Genomic DNA, 18802 nt, shown 5'->3' with positions numbered 1-18802 from the left:
AGGTGTCATGACCATCCCCTCCCTTCTGGTGCCGTACTACGAGCACCCGGCCGAACGCCCCGCGGCCTGGTCGGCGCTCGTCGACGCGGCGCCCTCCCTGTACGGCGTCGTCCTCAACCCGGCGAGCGGCGCCGGCGAGGCGCCCGACCCGGCGTTCGCCGAGGCCGCCGGGCGGCTGCGGGCGGCCGGCGTCCGGGTCCTCGGCTACGTGGACACCGCCTACGGGCGCCGCCCGCACACCGAGGTCGTCGCCGAACTGGTCCGCCACCGCGACTGGTACGGAGCCGACGGCGCCTTCCTGGACCAGGTGGCGACCGCGCCCGCCGCCCTCGCCCACTACCGCCGCATCGCGGTCGCCGCCCGGGCCGCCGGGGCCGCGACCCTCGTCTTCAACCACGGCGCCCACCCGGACCCCGGCTACGAGGCCCAGGCCGACCTCCTCGTCACCTTCGAGGGCCCCTGGGACACGTACCGGACCCTGGACCTGCCGGTCGCCGCCCACTACTGCCACCTCGTCTACGCGGCCCCCGCCGGCTTCCGGCCGGACACCCCGGTGCACTGCGCCGTCCCCGGCACGGGCGCGCACCCCTGGGGCACCCTGCCGCACCTCCTGGAGCCCGCCCGATGAGACGACCCGCGCTGCCGCTGCTCGTGGGGATGCTGCTCCTCGCCACGGCCTGTACGGCGGCCCCCGGTCCCGACCCGAAGAGCACCGGGGAGGGGCGCTGGCGGCCCGCCCCCGGCCTCGCCTGGCAGTGGCAGCTCAGCGGCCGGCTCGACCCGGCCGTCGACGTCCCGGTGTACGACATCGACGGCTTCGACCACCCGGCCGCGACCGTCGCCGACCTCCACCGCCGCGGCCGCAAGGTCGTCTGCTACCTGTCCACCGGTGCCTGGGAGGACTTCCGCCCCGACGCCGACCGGTTCCCGAAGGCCCTCCTCGGCAAGGGCAACGGCTGGGAGGGCGAGCGCTGGCTCGACATCCGCCGCACCGACCTCCTCGGACCGCTCATGGCGAAGCGCCTCGACATGTGCCGGGACAAGGGCTTCGACGCCGTCGAGCCCGACAACATGGACGGCTACAAGAACCGCACCGGCTTCCCCCTCACCGCCGCCGACCAGCTCCGCTACAACCGGCTCATCGCCGGCATGGCCCACGACCGGGGCCTCGCGGTCGGCCTCAAGAACGACCTGGACCAGATCCCGCAACTGCTCCCGGACTTCGACTTCGCGGTCAACGAGCAGTGCGCGGAGTACGACGAGTGCGGCAGCCTCGCCCCGTTCGTCGCGGCGGGCAAGGCCGTCTTCCACGTCGAGTACGAGCTGACGACGGGGAGGTTCTGCCCCCGGGCCCGGAAGCTGGGCCTCAGCTCCATGCGGAAGAAGTACGAGCTGGACGCCTGGCGCGAGCCCTGCTAGCCCAGCGTCAGCGCGACCAGCGCCACCGTCGCCGCCGTCTCCTCCAGCGCGCCGAACACGTCGCCCGTCACCCCGCCGAAGCGCCGCACGCACCGGCGGAGCAGCAGCGCCGCCGCGCCGAGGCCCGCGCCGGCCGCCAGGACGCCGCGGACGGCGTCGTAGGGGGAGAGCAGGAGGCCCGCCGCGGCGCAGAGGGTCAGGACGGCGGCGGTCGCGCAGGTGGCGGAGCGCGTCGGGACGGTCGCCGCGACGATCGCGCCGAGGCCCTCCGGGCGGGCCGCCGGGACACCCTGGCGGGACGCGTGGGTGAGGGCGAGCCGGGCCACGGTCGCGGCGAGGGCGGCGGCGAGGACGCCGTGCGCCCAGCCCTCCCCGTACAGCTCGTACAGCGCGGCGACCTGGGCGAGCAGGACGAGGACCAGGGTGATGACGCCGAACGGGCCGATGTCCGACTGCTTCATGATGCGCAGCGCGTCCTCGGCCGGCTTGGCGCTGCCGAGGCCGTCGGCGGTGTCCGCGAGGCCGTCGAGGTGCAGGCCCCGGGTGAGCAGGGCGGGGACCGCGGTGGTGACGACGGCCGCGAGCAGCGGTCCCGCGCCGAGCAGCAGGAAGAGACCGCCGGCCGCGGCGGAGCAGAGCCCGACGACCAGGCCCGCGAGCGGGGCGCAGACCATGCCGGCGCGCGCCGCGTCCCGGTCCCAGCGGGTGATGCGGGCGGGGAACACGGTGAGGGTCCCGAAGGCGAAACGCAGGCCGTCCATCCGGGCAGGGTAATGGCCGCCCCCGGACGGTAGATTGCGCATACCCGCGCAAATCGGAAGGGGGTGGCATGGGTCACTGGTTCTCCCGCAACATCGTCGAGCCGGGCAAGCTCCCGCTGCTGCTCGCTCTGACCTCCTTCGTCCTGACATTCCTGGTCACCCGCATGGTGACCCGGCTCATCCGGGCGGGGAAGGGACCCTTCCGGAACGTCTCCTCCGGAGGCCTCCACATCCATCACGTCGTGCCGGGCGTGGTCCTCACCGTCCTCGGCGGATTCGGCGCGGTGGCCAGCGACCGGCACGGCGTCGGCGGGGCCGTCTTCGCCGTCGTCTTCGGGATCGGCGCCGGGCTCGTCCTGGACGAGTTCGCGCTCATCCTCCACCTCGACGACGTGTACTGGTCGGACGACGGCCGCAAGAGCGTCGAGGTGGTCGTGCTGACCGCGGCCCTGGTCCTGCTCGCCCTGAGCGGTTTCTCGCCGCTCGGCGTCAACGACGTGACGCCGGAGGAGCGCCAGGACCGGACCACCTTCATCCTCAGCATCGCGCTGAACTTCCTGCTCGTCCTGGTGACCCTGGTGAAGGGGAAGGTCCGGATGGCCGTGATCGGGACCCTGGTCCCGTTCGTGGCGATCGTCGGCGCCGTCCGGCTGGCCCGCCCCGGCTCCTGGTGGTCCCGGCGCCTCTACCGGCGCCGCCACCGGGCCAGGGCCCGCTCCCGGCTCCGTACGTACCGTCACGACAAGCGCTGGACCAAGGTCCGGCGCCGCTTTCAGGACCTGATCGGCGGCTTCCAGGAGCGGGTGCCCGGGCGCGGCTCGACGCCGCCGTCCTGACGGCGCCCGCGCCGGGCCTGGACCGCGATCAGGACGAGGACGGCGGCGATCGCCGCGAGGTGCTCCTTGCCCGCCAGGTTCGCCTTGACCATCACCTCGACGGCCATCGCCACGACCACGAGCCCGCCGGTCCAGTACGCCCGGTGGCGCCAGCAGACGTAGACGGCGAGCCCGACGACCGCCGCCGACGGCCCGGTGTCGACGACCTGCGCGTCGGAGGCGGGCAGCCCGAAGGGGCTGTCCGGGCCGAGCGCGATGCCCACGCGCGCGTAGAGCGTGCCGGCCAGCGTCGCCAGATAGGCGACGGTGAGCGTCCGCCCCCGCCCGAGGCAGATCTCGGCGATCCCGAAGACCAGCAGGACCTGCGCGAGGGCGCCCCACACGGGCAGGTCGAGCGCGGGGACGAACAGCGAGAGCGGGGTCCGCAGCAGCGACAGCCACAGGGGGTCCTCGGCCCGTACGGAGCCGATGTCCTGGACCGGCTGATAGCCCCAGTCCTGGTTCTGCACGATCTGGAACAGGGCGGTGAGGCAGACGGCGGCCAGCGTCATCGGCACCGCATGCCACCTCTTCGTGACGAGCGCCGTCCGTACGGTGGTGAACAGCGACCCCCACTCGCGGCGGGCGAACTCCCGGACGGCGCGGCTCAACGGCCGCTCTCCAGATGTCTGCGGTGCAGCCACTTCGGCAGCCCGGGGGCCTCCAGGAAGCCCTCGGCGCGACCGGCGGCGAGGCCGATCCGCAGCAGGTCCGCACTTTTCTCGAAGAGCATGAATCGGGGCTCCCAGATCGGTCGGTACTTGGCGTTGGCGCGGTACAGCGACTCGATCTGCCACCAGCGGGAGAAGAAGCTGAGCAGCGAACGCCACATGCGCAGCACGGGTCCCGCCCCGAGCTTCGAGCCACGTTCGAAGACCGATCTGAACATCGCGAAGTTGAGCGAGACCTGAGTGATCCCGATCTCCTTGGCGCGCTGCAGGAGTTCGATGACCATGAACTCCATCAGGCCGTTCTCGGAGTCCCGGTCGCGGCGCATCAGATCCAGCGAGAGCCCCTGCGGCCCCCAGGGGACGAAGGACAGCACGGCCCGCAGCTCGCCCCGCTCGTCGGTGCACTCCAGCATCACGCACCTGCCGTCCCGGGGGTCGCCGAGCCGGCCGAGGGCCATCGAGAAGCCGCGCTCGGTGGCGCCGTCCCGCCAGTCGTCCGCCTTGCGCAGCAGTACGGCCATCTCCTCGGCGGGGATGTCCTCGTGGCGCCGGATCCGGACCTCGTATCCGGCCCGCTTCACCCGGTTGAAGGCCTGCCGGACCGTCCGCATGGCCCGCCCGTCGAGCGTGAACTCGTCGGTCTCCACGATCGCCTCGTCGCCCAGCTCCAGGGCGTCCAGGCCGTGCCGGGCGTAGATGACCCCGGCCTCCTCGCTCGCGCCCATGACCGCCGGGATCCAGCCGTGCTCGCGGGCCTCGGCGAGCCAGGGCTCGATGGCGCCCGGCCAGGCCTCGGGGTCGCCGATCGGGTCGCCGGAGGCGAGCGAGACCCCGCCGACCACCCGGTAGGCGATGGCCGCCTTCTCGCTCGGCGACCACACGACGCTCTTCTCGCGGCGCAGCGCGAAGTAGCCCAGCGAGTCGCGCTCGCCCTGCTTGTCGAGCAGGATCCGCAGCCGCTCCTCGTCCTCCTCGGTCAGCGGGTCGACGGCCCGCCGGGAGCGGAAGGCGGCGAAGAGCACCGCGAAGAGCAGCAGCGTGGACATCACGTTGATGGTGACGTCGACCCAGCCCGGGGGGTGGATCCCGGTGAAGCCGGAGTCGTCCGAGGCCAGGGTGACCAGGCGCAGCAGGCCGTACTTCCAGCGGTCCAGGAAGGTGGAGTGGCCGGTGGACTCGTTGGTGACGGTCACCAGGACGGCGGCGAGCAGCGAGGTGACGAGCAGCCCGCCGACCGCCACCCCCGCCGCCAGCTTCGGGTTGGAGCGGTCGCCCTTCGCGTAGAACTCCTCGCGGCCGAGCAGCAGCGCGAGCACGAACAGGGCGGTGAGGCCCAGCGAGATCCAGTTCTGGGCGTGCTGCCGGATCTCGGGGAAGAACATCACGAGGACGAAGAGCAGCAGGAAGAGCCCGCTGAGCACGAAGTTCAGGATCCACGCGGCCCGCTTGCGGCGCCGCATGGTGATCGCCAGGAAGAGGGTGAAGACGCCCGAGGCGAAGCCCGCGGTGAGCAGGTAGGGGGTGAAGTAGTTGTCCTCGTTGTGGCGGCGCAGGTCCTGCCCGAACGAGACCCAGACGGCGCTCAGGAAATTGATGAACGTGACGACGCGCAGGTACCAGACGGCGAACGCCGCACTGCGCCGCGAACGGGCGGTGCTGCCCCGGGGGGTGGCGCTCCGGGGCGCTGCTTCGGCAGACAAACGGACTTCTCCCATGAAAAGCGATCATATGGGGCAGTGCTTGTCGCACGGAGACGCCGGAGGCGGCCACGCGCGCGTCGCGCGCGGCCGCCCCGAGCGGTCGTCCCTTCCCCCGGACTCAGGCCACGTCGGCGCCGTCGACGCCCGGAGTGGTCGGATCCGGACGCTCGGGCAGCTCCGCCGCGAACGCCGCCGCGGCCTGAACGAGGGGAAGTGCGAGCAATGCCCCGGTTCCCTCACCCACATGGACGCCGTGGTCGAGCAGAGGGTTGAGCGCCATCCGGTCGAAGGCCTTCGCCTGCGCCGGCTCCCCGCTCACCTGACCCGCCAGCCACCAGTCCGGCGCCCGGAACGCCGCCCGCTGCGCCACCAGCGCACAGGCCGCGCCCACCACACCGTCCAGGATCACCGGCATCCGCCGCACCGAGGCCTGCAGCAGGAAACCGGTCATCGCCGCCAGGTCCGCCCCGCCGACCGCCGCGAGCAGCTCCAGCTGATCGCCCAGGACCGGCCGGGCCCGCCGCAGCGCGTCCCGGATCGCCGCGCACTTGCGCATCCACGCCAGATCGTCGATCCCGGCACCGCCCCGGCCGGTCACCACCGAGGCGTCCGTCCCGCACAGCGCCGCGACCAGCGTCGACGCCGGGGTCGTGCCGCCGACGCTCAGGTCCCCGAGCACCACCAGATCGGTGCCCGAGTCCGCCTCCTCGTCGGCGATCGCGATCCCGAGCCGGACCGCCGCCTCGGTCTCCTCGGCCGTCAGCGCGTCCTCCACGTCGATCCGGCCCGTGCCGCGCCGCACCCGGTGCCGCACGACCTCGGCGGGCAGCAGCTCCGGCTCGCAGTCCAGACCGGCGTCCACGACCCGCACCGGCACGTTCATCGAGCGGGCGAGCACGGCCACCGGGCTCACCCCGTCGAGCACCGCGCGCACCAGCTCGTGCGCCGTGCCCGCCGCCCGGCCCGACACGTCGAGCGAGGCCACCCCGTGGTCGCCCGCGAACAGCACGACCTTCGGCTGCTCGATCGCCCGCACCTTGACCGAGGCCTGCGCCGCCGACAGCCACTCGCCCAGCTCGTCGAGCCGGCCCAGCGCCCCCGGCGGCACGGTCAGCCGCTCCCGGCGCTCCTCGGCGTCACGCCGTATCCCGCCGTCGGGGCGCTCGATCAGATCGGAGAAATCGTCCAGGTTCAAGGGTTCCGCCCAGTGATCACGTCAGCGAGGTCCATCAGCGATCGGAACCCTACCCGCGCAGCACCAGCGCCTGCCCCGCGACCACGAGGACGACCTCCTCGCACTCGTCCGCGAAGGCCGCGTTCAGCCGCCCCAGCTCGTCCCGGAAGCGGCGCCCCGCCGCCGTGGCCGGCACCACCCCCGAACCCACCTCGTTCGTCACCGCCACGAGCGTCCGGCCCGTCGCCCGCACCGCCGCCACCAGCTCCGCCGTCCGCTCCCGCAGCGCCGCCTGCCCGCCGTCCCGCCACCGCTCGTCGTCCCAGGCGCCCACCCGGTCCATGGCGTCCGTCAGCCACAGCGACAGACAGTCGACCAGCAGCGCCGGACCGTCCTCCGCGAGCAGCGGCACCAGCTCACAGGTCTCGGCCGTACGCCACGAACCCGGCCGCCGCTCCCGGTGCAGCCCCACCCGCTCGGCCCACTCCGGGTCGCCCTCCCGCGTCCCGCCCGTCGCCACGTACAGCACCTCGGGGAAGGTCTCCAGACGCCGCTCGGCCTCCACCGACTTCCCCGACCGGGCCCCGCCCGTCACCAGGGTCCGCCGGGGCACGTCCGGCACCTCGTGGTAGTCGCCGACGTACAGCGTCGTCCCGTCCGGCACCGTCCGCGCCCCCGCCGCCGCGAGCCGCCGGTCCAACTCGGCGCCCGTCGGCGCGTCGTGGTCCAGGTGCACCGCGATCACCTCGGTGGCCGGGCCGACCTCCCCGGCCGCCCGCAGCCGGGCCAGCCCGTCCGGCCGCCCGGTGACATCGGCGACGACCATGTCGTACGGCGCCCGGTGCTCGTCCCCGATCCCCGCGGGCGCGCCCCCCGGCGGCAGGTACAGCAACCGCTCCCCGTCGGCCGAGGTCACCTCGTACCCCGTCCCGGGGGCGTCCATCGACACCGCCCGCACCCGGTGCCCGCTGATCAGCGTCAGCTCCCGCCCGTCCGGCACCCGCACGGCGGTCGGCAGCCCCGCGGGCACCTCCACCGCCGGCCCGTCGTGCGGATGCGTCAGCAGCACCTGCCGCACTCCCACCAACGAGTGCCCCGACCGGGCCGCCGCGAGCGCGGCCCCGGGGGTCAGATCGAGCAACAGGGCCCCGTCCACGAGCAGCGAGGTCGCGGCCCTCGCGCGCTTCCCACGGGACAGCGCGCACACGGCGCAGGGGCAGTCGGGGCGGGGGAGCCCGAGGGGGGCGCCGGTGCCGAGCAGAGTCAGTTCCACCCTCAGATCCTCCCGCGCCACCGCAAGGCGTGCGCGCCCGGCTACGCTGCGGGCAGGAAACCGATCATCCGGTGGGCTCCAGGAGGCTTGCATGGCATGGACGTGGCGGTTCGAGAAGGCCGACGGCACCGAGGTCGAGCCGGTGGTGACCCCCGAGGAGTTCCCCACCCAGGGCGACGCCGAGAGCTGGATCGGCGAGCACTGGCGTGACCTCCTCGGCGGCGGCGCCGACCAGGTCACCCTCTCCGAGGACGGCACCAAGATCTACGGCCCGATGCCCCTCGACGCGGAGGGCTGAGAGCCCCCGGCTGTTGTGGGCCCCCGTTCCGCCGGTGCGGCGCGGGGGCTAGATCTCGCCGAGCGTGACCTCGGTCTTGTGCGTCGTGCCGCCCCGGACGTACTCCACCGTCACCTTGTCCCCCGGCTTCATCCCCGCCAGCGCCTCCGACAGCGAGGTGATCGTCGTGATGTCGGTGTCGCCGAGGCGGACGATGATGTCGCCGGGCTTGAGGCCCGCCTTTCCGGCCGCCCCGTCCGCCGGCGCCTCGACCACGGCGACGCCCGCCGGATCGTAGTTGGCGTCGAGGACCGTACGGCCGGTGATGTCGAGGGCGGCCCGGCCCGAGTCGGTCACCTTGCCGGTCCTGATGATCTGGTCCGCGACCGTCCGCACCATCGAGGCGGGGATCGCGAAGCCGATGCCGGGCGCCGAGCCGCCGCCGAGCTCGGGATTGGTGGCGGCGAGCGTCGGGATGCCGATGACCTCGCTGTCGAGGTTCACCAGGGCGCCCCCGCTGTTCCCGGGGTTGATGGCGGCCGACGTCTGGACCATGTTCGCGATGGTCGCGCCGGTGCCGCCGCCGTCCTGCCCCTCGCTGACCGTCCGGCCGGTCGCCGAGACGATGCCCTGGGTCACGCTGCCGGACAGGCCCAGCGGGGAGCCCATCGCGAGCACGATCTGTCCCATGTCGACGGCGGCGGAGTCGCCGAACTTCGCGGCCTTCAGCCCCTGCGGCACGCTGTCCAGCTTGAGCACCGCGAGGTCCTGCTCGGGGTACGAGGAGACGAGCCGCGCCGTGACGGTCTGCCCGCCGGTGGCGGCCGCGACCTTGAAGGTCTTCTCCTGGCCGACCACGTGCGCGTTGGTGACGATGTGCCCCTGGGTGTCGTAGACGACCCCGGAGCCGAGGCTGTTCGACGCGTCGATCTGCACGACCGACGGCAGGACGTTCCTGATGACGGCCTGGTAGTCGTCCTGGAGCTCGTTGGAGACGAGCGGCGCCGCCGCCTGGGTGGAGCGCTTCGGGGTGGACGCGTCCCCGCCGGAGGAGGAGCAGCCGCCGGCGAGCGCGACGGCGCAGGCCCCGGCGGTGAGCGGGAGAAGGACACGGCGGGTACGGACACGGGCGCGGATACGGGCATGGCCACGGGATACGTCCATGTCCGGAGTATCCGGTTCCATCCCGCCCCCGGCCCGGCGAGCGCACCCGATCAGGGGCGCGCGCCCACCGGCGGAACCGGCCTCGGTCCCGTACCCCGCACGTCCGGCCGGGCCGGTCTCAGCCCCGTACCCCGCACAGATGCAGCAGCGCCGCGATCCGCCGGTACGGCTCCGTGCGCCCCGCCCGGTCCTCGGCGGCGAGCAGCCGCTCCAGCTCCTCGGCGGCGGGCAGGCCCGCGTCGGCGGGGACGTCGTCCGTGAAGACCCGCACTCCGTACCAGGCGTGCAGCGGCGCCGCGATCCCCGCCAGCGTCGTCGTGAGCGCGTCGAGCCGGTCGGCCCGCACCTTCACGCCGTTGTCGTCGGTGTAGACGTCCGAGTCGAAGGCGGCGAGCGCGCCCGACCAGTCCCCGGCGAGCCCCGGCCGCATGGACAGGGCCTCCGCGTTCCGCACCACCAGGGACAGCAGGCCGCCGGGGGCCAGCATCCGGGCCAGGCCGGCGAGCAGCGCGTCGGGCTCGTCCGCGTACATGAGCACGCCGTGGCAGAGGACCACGTCGAAACTGCCGGGCAGGAAGTGCACCCCGGTCTCGCGCCCGTCGCCCTCGATCATCCGGACCCGCTCGCGGATCCCGGCGGGCTCCGTCGACAGCGACTCACGGGCCGCCTTCAGGAGGTCGGGGTCGGCCTCCAGACCGGTCACGGTGTGCCCGGCGCGGGCGAGCCGCAGGGCCTGGGTGCCCTGCCCCATGCCCGCGTCGAGGATCCGCAGCCGCTGCCCCACCGGGTAGCGGCCGGTTATCTGCTCGTCGAGCTGACGGGCGACGATCTCCTGCCGGATGGTGTCGCGCAGCCCGCCGGGACCGGCGGGCCAGTGGGCGACGACGGGCAGCACGGGGCCGCCCGACTCCGACGTGGCCTCGCCGAACGCGCGCCCGTCGAACTCCGAGCTGTCGGCGCTCAGGGCCGCTCTCCGCGCTTGACCTGCGGCTTCGGCAGACGCAGTCGGCGCATCTGGAGCGTGCGCATCAGGCCGTAGGCGATGGCGCCGCGCTTCGGCTCGTTCGGGAAGCGCTGGTTGAGCTGCTTCCGCAGACGGATCCAGATGCCGATCGAGTCGATGACGATCAGGACGATCACACCGAGCCAGAGCAGCAGGGAGATGTTCTGCAGCGCCCTGTTCGAGTTGCCGAACACCGACAGCACGAGGATCACCACGGCCATCGGCAGGAAGAACTCGGCGATCGCGAACCGGGAGTCGACGAAGTCGCGCACGAAGCGGCGGACCGGACCCTTGTCGCGGGCGGGCAGGTAACGCTCGTCGCCGTTGGCCAGCGCCTCGCGCTGCCGGGCCAGGTCCGAGCGGCGTGCCTCGCGCTGGCGCTTGGAGGCCTCCTTGCGGTCGGTCGGCACCGTCGCGGCACGACGGCGCTGGGACTGCGCCTCGCTCCGCTTCGGAGTCGGGCGGCCCTTGGGGGCCTCGGGGTCGCGGGGCTGCTTGGTGGAGAGGTCCGCCGTCACCTTGTCGGTGGGGGCCTTCTCGTCCTTCGAACGGCTACGGAACACAAAACCCAAGGGTACGGGGTGGCGGGCATGAACCCCATGCGGGGCGGGAACGATCCGCTAACGGACTGCGTCTTGGACCGTACGTACACGGGACGGCACGGGGTCTCCCCGAGATCCTTCTACTCCCTGCGCGGGAGCCGGTGCCGTGCACAGTCGTCCTTGGGGAGGAGCGCATCCCGCTCCGAACAGTGCGGTAATGGAGACAGGGACCGTACTGTGGATCCTGTCGAAGAGCTGGAGCCGAGTCCGTCAGAAGGGGGCGCGCGAAGCCCATGAGCGGTGTCATGAAGCGTATGGGGATGATCTTCCGCGCGAAGGCGAACAAGGCCCTTGACCGGGCCGAGGATCCGCGCGAGACGCTCGATTACTCCTACCAGAAGCAGCTGGAGCTGCTGCAGAAGGTCCGGCGGGGCGTCGCCGACGTCGCCACCTCCCGCAAGCGGCTCGAACTCCAGCTGAACCAGCTGCAGGGCCAGTCCGCCAAGCTGGAGGACCAGGGCCGCAAGGCGCTGGCGCTCGGCCGCGAGGACCTGGCGCGCGAGGCGCTGTCCCGGCGGGCCGCGCTCCAGCAGCAGGTCAGCGACCTGGAGGTGCAGCACCAGACGCTGCAGGGCGAGGAGGAGAAGCTCACCCTCGCCGCCCAGCGCCTGCAGGCCAAGGTGGACGCCTTCCGCACCAAGAAGGAGACCATCAAGGCGACCTACACGGCGGCCCAGGCGCAGACCCGGATCGCCGAGTCCTTCTCCGGCATCTCGGAGGAGATGAGCGACGTCGGCCTGGCGATCCAGCGGGCCGAGGACAAGACCGCCCAGCTCCAGGCGCGCGCCGGCGCGATCGACGAGCTGCTCGCCTCGGGCGCGCTCGACGACCAGTCGGGTCTGGGCAAGGACGACATCCAGGCGGAGCTGGACCGGCTCTCCGGCGGCACGGACGTCGAGCTGGAGCTCCAGCGCATGAAGGCCGAGCTGGCCGGCGGCCCCTCGGCGCAGCAGCAGGCCATCGAGGGCGGCTCCGGTACGAACCAGGACCAGAGCCAGGGCCAGCAGCAGTCCCACCCGCGCTTCGAGAAGTAGGCGACAGACAGGACGCGTCATGATCGTACGGATCATGGGGGAGGGCCAGTGGAAGCTGGCCGACAGCCGCTTCGTCGAGCTGAACGAGCTGGACGACGAGCTGCTCGAAGAGATGGAGGCGGGGGACGAGGAAGGGTTCCGGCGGACGCTGTACGCCCTCCTCGACGCCGTCCGCCGCCTCGGCTCGCCGCTCCCCGACGACGCCCTGGAACCCTCGGAACTGATCCTCCCGGCTCCTGACGCGAGCCTGGAGGAGGTCCGGTCCATGCTCTCCGACGGCGGCCTCATCCCCGGCTGACGCAGGCCCGCCCGCGCCGTGCGGGCGGGGCGGCGCCCGCGGCGGGGCCCCGTACCGTGGTCCCGTGACCCCGACCGGCACCCCCTGCGCCCGCCTCCGCGACACGTTCCGCACGCATCCGCTGGCCTTCGACGCGACGATCGCCTTCGGCGCGCTCGTCTGCATGATCGCCGGGTCCTTCACCAATCCGCACGGCAGCCCGGAGGGGCCGACCTTCGGGGATCACACGCCCCACGTGTGGAGCGTGCTGATCATGGTCGCGGGGGCGGCCGCGCTGGTGATGCGCCGGCGCAGCCCCTTCGCGGTGCTCGCGTTCACCGTCACGATCAGCCTCTTCGAGCTGGTCAACGACAACCGGCCCGCGCCGATCGCGATGAGCGCCGTCGTCGCGCTGTACACGGTCGCCTCCCGCACCGACCGGCCCACCACCTGGCGGGTCGGTCTGGTCACGATGGCGGTGCTGACGGCCGCGGCGATGGTCTTCGGGCCGACGCACTGGTACGCGCAGGAGAACCTCGGCGTCTTCGCCTGGACGGGGATGGCGGCGGCGGCCGGGGACGCCGTCCGCAGCCGCAGGGCGTTCGTCGACGCGATCCGGGAGCGGGCCGAGCGCGCCGAGCGGACCCGCGAGGAGGAGGCCGGGCGGCGGGTCGCCGAGGAGCGGCTGCGGATCGCCCGCGACCTCCACGACGTCGTCGCCCACCACATCGCCCTGGTGAACGTGCAGGCCGGGGTCGCCGCCCACGTCATGGACAAGCGCCCCGACCAGGCGAAGGAGGCCCTCGCGCACGTCCGCGAGGCCAGCAGGTCCGCCCTGGACGAGCTGCGCGCCACCGTCGGCCTGCTGCGCCAGTCCGGCGACCCGGCGGCCCCCACCGAGCCGGCCCCGGGCCTCGCCGTCCTCGACGGGCTGCTCGACAGCTTCCGCAAGGCCGGGCTCCCGGTCGCCCTGGCCCGCGCCGACGAGGGCCTGACGCTCCCGGCGACCGTCGACCTCGCCGCCTACCGCATCGTGCAGGAGGCACTGACCAACGTGCGGAAGCACGCGGGTCCGGGCGCGGCGGCCGAGGTGAGCGTCGTCCGGGTGGGCCGTACGGTCGAGATCACCGTCCTCGACAACGGCAGGCCCCGGACCGTCCCGCCCCAGGCCGGCGAGCTGCCCCCGGTCGGCGGCCACGGGCTGCTCGGGATGCGCGAGCGGGTCGGCGCGCTCGGCGGCACCCTCACCGCGGCGCCCCGCTACGGCGGCGGCTTCCGCGTCCAGGCGATACTGCCGGTGACGTCCCGCACGGGGGAGGACCGCGCATGACCATCCGCGTACTGCTCGTCGACGACCAGGCCCTGCTCCGCAGCGCCTTCAAGGTCCTGGTGGAGTCCGAGCCGGACATGGAGGTCGTCGGGGAGGCGCCCGACGGCGCCGAGGCGGTCGTGCTGGCCCGCGCCACCCGGCCCGACGTCGTCCTGATGGACATCCGCATGCCGGGCACCGACGGCCTCGCCGCGACCCGGATGATCACCGCCGATCCCGGGCTCGCCGACGTGCGGATCGTCATGCTGACCACGTTCGAGGTCGACGAGTACGTCGTGGAGTCGCTGCGCGCCGGCGCCTCGGGTTTCCTCGGCAAGGGGGCCGAGCCGGAGGAGCTCCTCGGCGCGATCCGGATCGCGCACGCCGGCGAGGCGCTGCTCTCCCCGGCCGCCACCAAGGGGCTGATCGCCACCTTCCTCGCGCAGGGCTCCGGCGCGGACGCCCCGGACGCGGGCGTCGCCGCCCGCACCGAGCGGCTCGCCGCGCTCACCGCCCGGGAGCGCGAGGTCCTCGTCCTCGTCGCGGGCGGCCTCTCCAACGACGAGATCGCCGAGCGGCTGGACGTCAGTCCGCTCACCGTGAAGACGCATGTCAACCGGACCATGGCCAAGCTCGGCGCCCGCGACCGGGCCCAGCTGGTGGTCACGGCGTACGAGTCGGGTCTCGTACGCCCCCGGGTGGAGTGAGCGCGTACTCCAGACGCGGTATGCGCGGGATAAGGAAGTGGACCCGGGGGCCGAGGACTTTCGGACGTGGATCGCTGATCGTGTACGTGGGGGGTACCAGGGTGTGCCCGCCTGCCGACGAGTACGCCACAGAAGAGAGACCCCATGTCCTGGCTGTCCAGATTCAGCCTCGCGCAACGGGCCCTGATCGGGCTGATGTCCATCGTCGCGATCGTGTTCGGCGCGATCGCGATCCCGCAGCTGAAGCAGCAGTTGCTGCCCTCGATCGAGCTCCCCGTGGTGTCGGTCCTGGCCCCGTACCAGGGCGCCTCTCCCGACGTGGTCGAGAAGCAGGTCGTCGAGCCGCTGGAGAACAACCTCAAGGCCGTCGACGGCCTGAAGTCGGTGACCTCCACCGCCTCCGAGGGCAGCGCCGTCATCATGGCCTCCTTCGACTACGGCGACGAGTCGACGAAGCAGCTCGTCGCCGACGTCCAGCAGGCGGTGAACCGGGCCCGCGCCCAGCTGCCCGACACCGTCGACCCGCAGGTGATCGCCGGCTCGACGGACGACATGCCGACCGTCGTCCTCGCCGCCGCCTCGGACAAGGACCCGCAGGCCCTCGCCGACCAGCTGCAGAAGACCGTCGTCCCCGCCCTGGAGGACATCGAGGGCGTCGGCCGGGTGTCGATCGACGGCGTCCAGGACCTCCAGGTCTCCGTCACCCCGGACGAGCGCAAGCTCGCCGCGGCCGGCCTGAGCACGATGAAGCTCGCCGAGGCGCTGCGCGCCGGCGGCGGCACGATGCCGGCCGGCGCCTTCTCGGAGGGCGGGAAGTCCCGCACGATCCAGGTCGGCGGCGGCTACACCTCGCTCGAGCAGATCGAGGACCTGCGCATCCCGGCGGCCGTTCCCGGCAAGGGGAAGGCGGTCCGCCTCGGTGACGTGGCCACCGTCCGCCAGGAGGAGTCGCCGCGGGTCTCCCTCACCCGTACGAACGGCCGGCCCAGCCTCGCCGTCATGGCCACCATGGACAAGGACGGCAGCGCCGTCGCGATCTCCGACGCCGTCGAGAAGAAGCTTCCCGACCTGCGCCGCGACCTGGGCTCCGGCGCCGAACTGACCGTCGTCTCCGACCAGGGCCCGGCCGTCGCCAAGGCCGTCTCCGGCCTGACCACCGAGGGTTCGCTCGGCCTCGTCATGGCCGTCCTGGTCATCCTGGTCTTCCTGGCGTCGATCCGCTCGACGCTGGTGACCGCGGTCTCCATCCCGCTCTCGGTCGTCCTCGCCCTCATCGTGCTGTGGACCCGCGACCTCTCGCTCAACATGCTGACGCTCGGCGCGCTCACCATCGCCATCGGCCGGGTCGTCGACGACTCGATCGTGGTCCTGGAGAACATCAAGCGCCACCTCGGCTACGGCGAGGAGCGCCAGGCCGCGATCCTCACCGCGGTCCGCGAGGTGGCGGGCGCCGTCACCTCCTCGACCCTCACCACCGTCGCGGTCTTCCTGCCGATCGGTCTGGTCGGCGGCATCGTCGGCGAGATGTTCGGCCCCTTCTCGCTGACGGTGACGGCGGCCCTGCTCGCCTCGCTGCTCGTCTCCCTGACGGTCGTCCCGGTCCTCTCGTACTGGTTCCTGCGCGCGCCCAAGGGCACCTCGCAGGACGCGGCGGAGGCCCGCCGCCTCGCCGAGGAGAAGGAGGAGAAGAGCCGTCTCCAGCGCGCGTACGTGCCGGTCCTGCGCTTCGCGACCCGGCGCCGGCTCCTGAGCCTGGCCATCGCGCTCGTCGTCCTGGCCGTCACCTTCGGCATGGGCGGGCTCCTGAAGACCAACTTCTTCGACCCCGGCGAGCAGCAGGTGCTCAACATCCGGCAGGAGCTGGCGCCCGGCACCAGCCTGAGCGCCTCCGACGAGGCCGCGAAGAAGGTCGAGAAGGTCCTCGCGAAGACCGAGGGCGTCAAGGACTACCAGGTCACGGTCGGCTCCTCCGGCTTCATGGCGGCCTTCGGCGGCGGCACCGGCTCCAACCAGGCCTCGTACAAGGTCAGCCTGGAGGAGTCCGCCTCGTACGAGAAGACCCGCGACGCCCTCCGGAAGGGGCTCGACGCCCTCGACGGCATCGGCGACACCACCATCGCCGCCGGTGACGGCTTCGGCTCCCAGAACCTGAGCGTGGTCGTCAAGGCCGCCGACCCGGAGGTCCTCGAGAAGGCCTCCGAGCAGGTGCGGGCCGCGGTGGCCGGGATGAAGGACGTCACCGACGTCGAGAGCGACCTCGCGACGTCCGTCCCGCGCGTCTCCGTGAAGGCGAACGCCAAGGCGGCCGACGCCGGCTTCGACACCAACTCGCTCGGCATGATCGTCGCCCAGGCCGTCCGGGGCACCCCGGCCGCCAAGGCGATCCTCGACGACACCGAGCGGGACGTCCTCATCACCTCGGCGCACCCGGCCACCACCCTGGCCGAGCTCAAGGCGCTGCCGCTCGGCCCGGTGAAGCTGGGCGACATCGCCACCGTCGAGCTGGTCCCCGGCCCGGTCTCGATGACCCGGATCGACGGCGCGCGCTCCGCGACGATCACGGCCAAGCCCGCCGGCGACGACACCGGCGCGGTGGGCGCCGCCCTGAACACGAAGCTCAAGGGGCTCGACCTGCCGGAGGGCGCCACCGCCACCGTCGGCGGCGTCACCGCGGACCAGTCCGACGCCTTCCTCAACCTGCTCCTGGCGATGCTCGCGGCCGTCGCGATCGTCTTCATGCTCCTGGTGGCGACCTTCAGGTCGCTGATCCAGCCGCTGATCCTGCTGGTCTCGATCCCGTTCGCGGCGACCGGGGCGATCGGCCTGCTCGTGGCCACCGGCACGGCGATGGGCGTCCCGGCGATGATCGGCATGCTGATGCTCATCGGCATCGTCGTCACCAACGCGATCGTCCTGATCGACCTGATCAACCAGTACCGGGCGCAGGGCCTGGGCGTCGTCGAAGCGGTGATCGAGGGCGGCCGGCACCGGCTCCGCCCGATCCTGATGACCGCCCTGGCGACGATCTTCGCCCTGCTGCCGATGGCCCTCGGCGTCACCGGCGACGGCGGCTTCATCGCCCAGCCGCTGGCCGTGGTGGTGATCGGCGGTCTGATCACCTCGACGCTGCTCACCCTCCTCCTCGTCCCGACGCTCTACGCGATGGTGGAGCTCCGCAAGGAGCGGCGTGCGCGGAAGAAGGCGGCGAAGCGGGAGAAGAAGGCGGGCGGCGACGCCCCGGTCCCGCCGCAGGCCAAGGAGCCGGCCGCGGTCTGATCCGTACGGCATGACGAAGGGGCGCCCCGCGGTGTGCGGGGCGCCCCTTCCGTGTGTCCGTACGAGGAATCGTTACGGCAGCGCCAGCATCCGCTCCAGGGCGAGCTTGGCGAAGCTCTCCGTCTCCTTGTCGACCTGGATCTGGTTGACGAGGTTGCCCTCGGCCAGCGACTCCAGGGTCCACACCAGGTGCGGGAGGTCGATGCGGTTCATCGTCGAGCAGAAGCAGACCGTCTTGTCGAGGAAGACGATCTCCTTGCCCTGGTCGGCGAATCGGTTCGCCAGTCGGCGGACGAGGTTCAGCTCGGTGCCGATCGCCCACTTGGAACCGGCCGGGGCCGCCTCCAGGGTGTTGATGATGTACTCGGTCGAGCCCACGTAGTCCGCGGCGGCGACGACCTCGTGGCGGCACTCGGGGTGGACGAGGACGTTCACGCCCGGGATGCGCTCGCGGACGTCGTTCACCGAGTCCAGCGAGAACCGGCCGTGCACCGAGCAGTGGCCGCGCCAGAGGATCATCTTGGCGTTGCGCAGCTCCTCGACGGTCAGGCCGCCGTTCGGCTTGTGCGGGTTGTAGAGCACGCAGTCGTCCAGGGACATGCCCATGTCGCGGACGGCGGTGTTGCGGCCCAGGTGCTGGTCCGGCAGGAAGAGCACCTTCTCGCCCTGCTCGAAGGCCCAGTCCAGGGCCCGCTCGGCGTTGGACGAGGTGCAGATCGTGCCCCCGTGCTTGCCGGTGAAGGCCTTGATGTCGGCCGAGGAGTTCATGTACGAGACGGGCACGACCTGGTCGGCCACGCCGGCCTCGGTCAGCACGTCCCAGCACTCGGCGACCTGCTCGGCGGTGGCCATGTCGGCCATCGAGCAGCCGGCCGCGAGGTCGGGCAGGACGACCTTCTGGTCGTCGCCGGTGAGGATGTCGGCCGACTCCGCCATGAAGTGGACGCCGCAGAAGACGATGTACTCGGCCTCCGGCTTGGCGGCGGCGTCGCGCGCGAGCTTGAAGGAGTCACCGGTCACATCGGCGAACTGGATGACCTCGTCGCGCTGGTAGTGGTGGCCGAGCACGAAGACCTTGTCCCCGAGCTTCTCCTTCGCGGCGCGGGCGCGCTCCACGAGGTCCGGGTCGGAGGGCGACGGCAGGTCGCCCGGACACTCCACACCGCGCTCGCTCTTCGGGTCGGCCTCGCGGCCGAGCAGGAGCAGGGCGAGCGGCGTCGGCTGCACATCCAGGGGCTGGGCGGTGGTCACGTCACGCACCCTTTCTTCGGGGTCTTCGG

The 18802-nt window shown here is 72.7% G+C and carries 18 protein-coding genes; 9 read left to right on the top strand and 9 right to left on the bottom strand.

Annotation, left to right across the window (positions count from 1 at the left end):
* The first annotated feature begins 7 nt into the window (after window positions 1–7).
* Window positions 8–628, top strand: coding sequence for a spherulation-specific family 4 protein (locus ACFYUS_RS21210; protein WP_388854056.1), 621 nt, complete (start codon window positions 8–10; stop codon window positions 626–628).
* Window positions 625–1419, top strand: coding sequence for an endo alpha-1,4 polygalactosaminidase (locus tag ACFYUS_RS21205; RefSeq protein WP_388854054.1), 795 nt, complete (start codon window positions 625–627; stop codon window positions 1417–1419). The genes ACFYUS_RS21210 and ACFYUS_RS21205 overlap by 4 nt, the downstream gene beginning before the upstream one ends.
* Here ACFYUS_RS21205 and cobS read toward each other — a convergent pair.
* Window positions 1416–2222: an adenosylcobinamide-GDP ribazoletransferase gene (cobS, locus tag ACFYUS_RS21200; protein ID WP_388854051.1), complete on the bottom strand. Its 807-nt coding sequence runs from the start codon at window positions 2220–2222 to the stop codon at window positions 1416–1418. The genes ACFYUS_RS21205 and cobS overlap by 4 nt on opposite strands.
* A gap of 26 nt (window positions 2223–2248) precedes the next feature.
* On the opposite strand from cobS, the gene ACFYUS_RS21195 reads away from it, so the two are divergent.
* On the top strand, window positions 2249–3016 hold the full coding sequence (locus tag ACFYUS_RS21195) for a hypothetical protein (protein WP_388854049.1): 768 nt from the start codon (window positions 2249–2251) through the stop codon (window positions 3014–3016).
* Here the strand turns inward: ACFYUS_RS21195 and ACFYUS_RS21190 are convergent.
* From ACFYUS_RS21190 to ACFYUS_RS21175, 4 genes are all read right to left on the bottom strand, one after another.
* Window positions 2953–3666, bottom strand: a complete 714-nt coding sequence (locus ACFYUS_RS21190; RefSeq protein WP_388854046.1) for a hypothetical protein — start codon at window positions 3664–3666, stop codon at window positions 2953–2955. The two genes, ACFYUS_RS21195 and ACFYUS_RS21190, sit on opposite strands and share 64 nt — an antisense overlap.
* Entirely contained in the window at window positions 3663–5441 is a 1779-nt protein-coding gene (locus tag ACFYUS_RS21185) for a phosphatidylglycerol lysyltransferase domain-containing protein (protein ID WP_388854043.1), read from the bottom strand. Before ACFYUS_RS21185 ends, ACFYUS_RS21190 begins: the two co-directional genes overlap by 4 nt.
* A gap of 103 nt (window positions 5442–5544) precedes the next feature.
* Window positions 5545–6621 carry a nicotinate-nucleotide--dimethylbenzimidazole phosphoribosyltransferase gene (gene cobT / locus ACFYUS_RS21180; protein ID WP_388854040.1) on the bottom strand — a complete coding sequence of 359 codons (1077 nt, stop codon included), beginning with the start codon at window positions 6619–6621 and terminating at the stop codon, window positions 5545–5547.
* A 49-nt stretch (window positions 6622–6670) separates the two neighbouring features.
* Window positions 6671–7873, bottom strand: a complete 1203-nt coding sequence (locus ACFYUS_RS21175) for a bifunctional adenosylcobinamide kinase/adenosylcobinamide-phosphate guanylyltransferase (RefSeq protein ID WP_388854037.1) — start codon at window positions 7871–7873, stop codon at window positions 6671–6673.
* Window positions 7874–7964: 91 nt separating this feature from the next.
* Here ACFYUS_RS21175 and ACFYUS_RS21170 point away from each other — a divergent pair, with 91 nt between their 5' ends.
* Window positions 7965–8171: a hypothetical protein gene (locus ACFYUS_RS21170; RefSeq protein WP_388854034.1), complete on the top strand. Its 207-nt coding sequence runs from the start codon at window positions 7965–7967 to the stop codon at window positions 8169–8171.
* Between the two features lie 48 nt (window positions 8172–8219).
* Here ACFYUS_RS21170 and ACFYUS_RS21165 read toward each other — a convergent pair whose 3' ends face one another.
* The 3 genes from ACFYUS_RS21165 to ACFYUS_RS21155 all read right to left on the bottom strand — a co-directional run bounded on the left by ACFYUS_RS21165 (window position 8220) and on the right by ACFYUS_RS21155 (window position 10880).
* On the bottom strand, window positions 8220–9314 hold the full coding sequence (locus ACFYUS_RS21165) for a S1C family serine protease (RefSeq protein WP_388854030.1): 1095 nt from the start codon (window positions 9312–9314) through the stop codon (window positions 8220–8222).
* Between the two features lie 118 nt (window positions 9315–9432).
* Window positions 9433–10209, bottom strand: a complete 777-nt coding sequence (locus ACFYUS_RS21160; RefSeq protein ID WP_388854027.1) for a class I SAM-dependent methyltransferase — start codon at window positions 10207–10209, stop codon at window positions 9433–9435.
* Between the two features lie 65 nt (window positions 10210–10274).
* The gene (locus ACFYUS_RS21155; protein ID WP_388854024.1) at window positions 10275–10880 is read right to left on the bottom strand and encodes a DUF3043 domain-containing protein; all 606 of its coding nucleotides are present in this window, start codon (window positions 10878–10880) and stop codon (window positions 10275–10277) included.
* Between the two features lie 272 nt (window positions 10881–11152).
* Between ACFYUS_RS21155 and ACFYUS_RS21150 the strand changes: the two genes are divergently transcribed.
* The 5 genes from ACFYUS_RS21150 (at window position 11153) to ACFYUS_RS21130 (ending at window position 17522) form a co-directional block, all read left to right on the top strand.
* Window positions 11153–11953, top strand: coding sequence for a PspA/IM30 family protein (locus ACFYUS_RS21150; protein ID WP_388854021.1), 801 nt, complete (start codon window positions 11153–11155; stop codon window positions 11951–11953).
* Between the two features lie 19 nt (window positions 11954–11972).
* Window positions 11973–12251, top strand: a complete 279-nt coding sequence (locus tag ACFYUS_RS21145) for a hypothetical protein (RefSeq protein WP_388854019.1) — start codon at window positions 11973–11975, stop codon at window positions 12249–12251.
* A gap of 64 nt (window positions 12252–12315) precedes the next feature.
* Window positions 12316–13560: a sensor histidine kinase gene (locus tag ACFYUS_RS21140; RefSeq protein WP_388854016.1), complete on the top strand. Its 1245-nt coding sequence runs from the start codon at window positions 12316–12318 to the stop codon at window positions 13558–13560.
* Entirely contained in the window at window positions 13557–14246 is a 690-nt protein-coding gene (locus ACFYUS_RS21135) for a response regulator (RefSeq protein WP_388854013.1), read from the top strand. The genes ACFYUS_RS21140 and ACFYUS_RS21135 overlap by 4 nt, the downstream gene beginning before the upstream one ends.
* A gap of 144 nt (window positions 14247–14390) precedes the next feature.
* Entirely contained in the window at window positions 14391–17522 is a 3132-nt protein-coding gene (locus ACFYUS_RS21130; protein WP_388854011.1) for an efflux RND transporter permease subunit, read from the top strand.
* Window positions 17523–17594: 72 nt separating this feature from the next.
* On the opposite strand, the gene nadA is transcribed toward ACFYUS_RS21130, so the two are convergent.
* On the bottom strand, window positions 17595–18773 hold the full coding sequence (gene nadA / locus ACFYUS_RS21125) for a quinolinate synthase NadA (protein ID WP_388854008.1): 1179 nt from the start codon (window positions 18771–18773) through the stop codon (window positions 17595–17597).
* Window positions 18774–18802 lie beyond the last annotated feature (29 nt).

Origin of the sequence: Streptomyces sp. NPDC004284, from assembly GCF_042874035.1 — a bacterium.
Lineage (GTDB): Bacteria > Actinomycetota > Actinomycetes > Streptomycetales > Streptomycetaceae > Streptomyces.
This window is presented reverse-complemented; position numbering and strand designations above follow the sequence as displayed.